This window comes from Vallitalea longa (assembly GCF_027923465.1).
GTDB classification, from domain to species: Bacteria; Bacillota; Clostridia; order Lachnospirales; family Vallitaleaceae; genus Vallitalea; species Vallitalea longa.
On record NZ_BRLB01000035.1, the window covers coordinates 1 to 6,303 of the forward strand.

Annotated in this window: 2 protein-coding genes; both read right to left on the reverse strand. The window is 30.2% G+C overall.

The annotated features are described in order from the left end of the window. A partial coding sequence (locus tag QMG30_RS24650; protein WP_281819881.1) for an AMP-binding protein occupies positions 1 to 1,129 on the reverse strand: 1,129 nt, incomplete at its 3' end. A gap of 67 nt (positions 1,130 to 1,196) precedes the next feature. Further along, on the reverse strand, positions 1,197 to 6,303 hold a 5,107-nt coding region (locus QMG30_RS24655; RefSeq protein ID WP_281819882.1), incomplete at its 5' end, for a non-ribosomal peptide synthetase.

Genomic DNA, 6,303 nt, shown 5'->3' on the forward strand with positions numbered 1-6,303 from the left:
TTTCTATACCTTCATATTCCATATCTAGATCAAAGTTAGATAATAAAAGCTTAACCCCACAGTCATCCAACATAAACTGAATCCTTTGACTTGGGTAATTGAAATCCAAAGGTAAGTATGCAGCTCCAGCCTTCAATACTGCAAGTATACCTATAATCATTTCAAGAGACTTATTCGCATTAATTGCAATAATGTCATCATGTGTTACCCCTTTTTCTACCAAAGATCTTGCGATATAATTGGCTTTATTATTCAATTCACTATAAGTAAGGGTCATACCATCATAATTGACAGCTATTCTATCTTTATATTTCATGGCTTGTACTTCAAATAGATCCTGAATTGTTTTATCCCTATCGTATACAACACTTGTGTCATTGAATACCTGTAAAATCTGCTCCTTTTCCTGAATTTCTATTAAACTTATATCATTCAATGGTATTAATATGTTTTCAACAGCAGCTTTTATCATTTTAATATAATGACTAATAATTCTTTCAATTGTTAAACTTCTATATAATGTTTTATCATATTCAACGGTACACTCAATGTAATCATCATTATTTTTGAATATAAAAAACATACTACTATTAATATTATCAAGATAATCCTTAAAATGAATATTGTCATACATGATTTTAACATGTGCTAAATTGCTTTCCTGTTTATCTGTGGAGAATCCTAATTCACTTAATAACCCTCTTACATGATAGTTTTGGTTTTTGTTGACATCACGAATGCTATTTCTCACCTGCACTAATAATTCCTTGTAAGACATAGAATCTGTAATATCATTACGTATGAATAAGGATGTATTAAGTAATCTTTCTTTTCCTAACTGTTTATTAATGGGTATACCAATTATACTTTCTTTTTTTCCTGAATATCTGTATAATAATCCGATAACGTTAGTAACTAGAAATGCAAATATATTATTATCTGACCCTGCACATATACTCATTATTTTGTTGCTTATATGCTTTGAAAGTGTAAAATCAACACTCGCGATATTGTTATCAGTATAATTATTCTCATAGTAATCAAAGGGGAAATGAGTTTTTTCTATATTTCCACTGAATTGATTACTCCAAAACTTCCCATTACTTTTATCTTTATTAAATGAAACCATTAGCACCCTCCTCATGTTATAAACTCATATATAGAAAATGCAAAACATTTAAGTATATAAGATGTTATTAAAAGTTGAAATCAACATCTTGTTCTTCATATTCAGCAAAATCTATCTGCCTATTAATCTCAAGTTCATTTATCTTAATATCAATATCCGCTATAATATCCTTAGTTAGATTGATATAGTTATTTATGAATACATCCATACTTTCTACAGTAAAAAGTGTACAATTATATTCAAGCACAAAATTAATACAATCTTGAGTTTCAATACCAGTCAATAATAAATCAAATTTTGATGTGTTATTGTTGAATTTGTACTGTTCTATTGTCAATCCATCAATATCACTTGATACTGCATCAATATTTTGAATGGTAAATGCAACATCAAACAATGGATTCCTACCAAAACCATGAGCACGCCCAAGTTTTTCAACCAAATAATCAAAAGGATAATCTTGATTTTCAAATGCACTTAGCATGTTATCCTTCACATCATTTAAGAATACTGAAAAAGATTTATCACCACTTACATCATTTCTTATAGCCAACGTATTAACAAACATTCCCACTACATTTTCCAAGTCAATAATTGGTCTTCCCGCTATAGGTGTACCAATAATGATATCCTCTTGGTTGGAATATAATGAAATCAATACATTATAGACTGCCATAAGAACCATAAAAATTGTTGTACCTGTACTCTTAGATATATCATTTAACATCAATGTTATCTCATGATCAAAAGAAAACGAAATACTATCTCCATCAAAAACTTGTACAGCTCCTCTTTGATAATCAGTAGGCATATCCAATTGAGGTAAACTCCCACTGAATACATTTAGCCAATACTTTTCCTGACTTTTCAATAAATCACTATTCAAAAACTTGTCATGCCATACACAGAAATCTTTATACTGAAATGCTAACGCATCTAAATCTTTATCCTGATACACTTCTATAAATTCTCTTGTAAGTAATTGCATAGATATTCCATCTGATATGATATGGTGTATATCATATACGAGTACATATTTATTACGATCAATTTCTATAAGGGCAACATTCAATAACGGTGCCTTCTTGAAATCAAATACTTGAATAACATCATAAATCAATTGATCTATCTCTACATGGTTAGCCTTGTAATATTGCAGTTCAAAGTGATTTTCATCACTAATAATTTGAACAGGCTCACCTTCATGATAATCAAAAGTCGTCCTAAGAGCTTCATGTCGGTCGATTAATTTCATAAAAGACTCTTCAATCTTTCTAATATCTATCTCACCCTCAATAATCAATGCGTTATGTATATTGTAGCTTGTACTAGAAGGTGCCATTTCCTGTAGCATGAAGATTCTTCTTTGATGTACTGATAAAGGATAATATTCTCTCTCAGAGATAGGCTCTATTGTAGAATATATACTTTTATTAGATATCCCAATTCTCTTAGCCATATCTCGTACAGTTGAATTATCAAATATTTCTTTCAATGAAAGACTTACTTTGAACTCCTTAGTAATCATTAGCATTAGTGTGGTTGCTTTAAGAGAATGACCTCCTAAATCAAAGAAGTCGTCATTAATACCTATTTCGCTAATATTCAATATTCCTTTCCACATATCAATTAGTTTTGATTCCGTATTATTTCTTGGAGCTATGTATACGGATTCTCTGTTATTGATCATTTGAGGTTTAGGTAATAACTTTCTATCTATCTTTCCATTATCGTTCAAAGGTATTTTATCTATTTGTACAAAATAGGAAGGAATCATATACTGAGGCAAACCCAGTAAAAGATATTCCCGTAGCTTAAGTAAGGATACTTCAACATCTGCAACAAAATATCCACATAAGAACTTGTCTCCACCTTCATCTTCAATATCTATCACAATAGCATCCGTGATGTTACCAAACTCTAGTATTTTACTTTCAATTTCACCTAATTCAATTCTGAATCCTCTTATCTTGACTTGGTTATCTATTCTGCCAATGTATTCAACGTTACCATCTGGAAGCCATTTTACAATATCTCCTGTTTTATACATTTTATTGTTCTCTTCAAAAGGATTATCAATAAATCTTTCATTTGTTAACGCTTCTCTATTTAAGTACCCTCTAGCAACACCATCTCCTGCAATATAAAGTTCACCTGCAACACCAACAGGAAGAATATTCAGGTATTTATCTAGAACATAAAATCTCGTATTATTGATAGGTTTTCCAATAGGAACAATCTCCGTCTTACTTCGTTTGCAGTTAAAATAAGATACATCAATAGTAGCTTCTGTAGGACCATACAAATTAACAAGCTTTAAATCCTCTAGCTGACTGAATATATCGTTGAACTGATTGACATATTCCTTCTTTAGTACTTCTCCACTTGCAAATAACCATTTTAAATTCCTAACTTTTAATTGCTGTTCCTTACTGCTTATATAATCCAAAAATATTTTTAACATAGAAGGAACAAAATGTATTATAGTAACTCCATGTTTTTCAATGGTATTGATAATTTCTTCAGGATCTTTTTCTCCATCCGGCACTAACATACATACGCTAGCTCCTTTTGTAGCCCACCAAAGCAGTTCCCAAACAGAGACATCAAAAGTATACGGTGTTTTTTGAAGTACAATATCATCCTCATTGATCGTATAACTATTATCCATCCAATTAATCCTATTGATTAGTGAATGATGCTCAATCATAACTCCTTTTGGTTTTCCTGTAGAACCAGACGTATATATTACATAAGCTAAGTCATTAGGATTATTGATTATTTCTAAGTTACTATCATTTCCTGTATATATTGATTGATCATATAGGTCTATACATTCCATGTTAAGATCAAAAGCCACCTTGGATTGGTCACATAATATTACTTCTGCTTGACTATCCTTAATCATATACGTTATTCTATCTATAGGATAATTAACGCCAATTGGCATATACGCTCCACCAGCCTTTAATATAGCTAGTATGCCAATCATCATCTCTATTGATCTATCTGCCATTATTGCAACTATCTTTTCATTGGTAATACCTAAGTTTCTTAATTTTCTAGCAAGTTGATTGACCTTTTTGTTTAAGTCACCATAACTGATTGTTGTATCTTGATAAATGACAGCTACTTTATTAGGATTTTCTTGTACCTGCTTTTCAAATTGCAAATGAATGTAGTTACTATTTAAGTATTCTTTATAAGTATTATTGAATTGAGTTAATATCATTTCTTTTTCCTCATGGGATGTTATATCTATATGCGAATACTCTATAGTAGAATCATCTGCTATAAATTCAACTATTCTACTAAAGACATTAGCAATCTTCATCATTGTGGCTTCTTTGAATAAACTATCATTGTATTCAATACAACATTCTAGTTCACCCTTTGCTCCCCTTACAATGTCCAGTTTGAAATCGAGTTTTGAAGTACCTTCCATATCAAGTTCATAGGAAAGCATTTCAATATCTTCTAACTCTATTTTAAAAGTATCACTGGTTTCATTGTGAAAGATAAGCATAGTATCAAACAATGGATTTCTTGATTTATCTAATTTCAATGATAACTTATCAACTATCTTATCATATGAATAATCTTGATTATCATAAGCCTCAATAATATTTTGATTTATTGTGTCCAGTAATTTTTCAAAATTATCATTAGGTTCAATGATATTTCTAATAGGTAAGAAGTTATTGAACATACCAATAATATCTTGAACATCCTGTAATTGTCTTCCAGAAACTAATGACCCAATGGTAATATCCTTTTGATTTGTAAGTTTACTCAAAGCAATTGCATATGCTGCAAACAATATTGTGTGGGTAGTAAATGTTTTTCTTATAGCTAACCTATTAATTTTATCAACAATATCCTTGCTAACAGTAAATGTATAGCTTCCTCCTGTAAAACTTCTTGTTTCACTTCTTTCAAAATCAGTTTGCATATTTAATGGTTGATAATTTGCTGAAAATTTGTTCAACCAATATTTTTCTTGCTCTTTATACCTATCACTGTCTTCAAATAGTTTACTCCACTGAGAATAATCTTTGTATTGCATATTTAATTTTGGCAATTCCTTGTTTTGATATAATTGAATAAATTCATCAATCAGGATACCAAATGATATACCATCAAAAATAATATGATGTACATTAAACAATAAGATAAAATCAGTTGCATCAAACTCAATTAATTTCACTCTTATTAAAGGTGGCTTATTCAAATTAAAGGGTTTGTTAAAATCTCGTATTGTTTTTTGTAACTCGTTTTCACTAATCTTCACATATTCCATTTTTAAACTTAATGTTTCACTTACTTTTTGTACAATCTCTTCATTATCTATTATGAAAGCTGTCCTTAGTGATTCTTGCCTTTGTATTATTTGGTTGAATACACTTTCTAATTTATCCTTGTCCAATCTACCATTAATTTTTATAGCTTTCAGTATATTGTAACTTGTACCGATACCCTCAAACTGTTCCTGAACATAAATTCTTTTTTGAGAATATGCTATTGGGTAATTTCCAGTTGTACTCGCTTTTCTGATATTATTAATCTGCTTAAGTGATATTAAATACTCATCATTAAGTACTCTGTTGTTATATTCTTGACTATTAATGATATATTTGCCAATATCTTCAATGCTTCTTTGAATATACAACACCTTAAGTTCAAACCTAATACCAAATGCTTTGTGAATGGCATTAATCATATACTGAACTTTTAAAGAGTCACCGCCTATTTCAAAGAAATCTGATTCTGTACTTATCTTTCCTTCTTCTATGTCCAGTATGTCACCCCATATTCTTGCAAGCTTCTTTTCAACTTCATTTTTTGGAGCTATGTATTCTTCTTCTGTAAGATATGCATTGCTTGGCATTGGTAATTTCTTCTTGTTTACCTTTCCATTTGACGTCAATGGTATTTCGTCTATTTCTTCAAAGTAGCTTGGTATCATGTATTTGGGTAGTGTTTCTGCTATGTATTTTTTTATTTTCCTTGCTTCATACCCTTCTTTTGCCACTACATATGCACATAGGTATTTTTTATCGTACTTGTTCTTATTGTCTACTACCGCAACATCTTTTACCATGCTGTTTTCTTTTATCCTTGCTTCTATTTCTCCTAGTTCTATTCTATGTCCTTGTATTTTTACCTGAGTATCA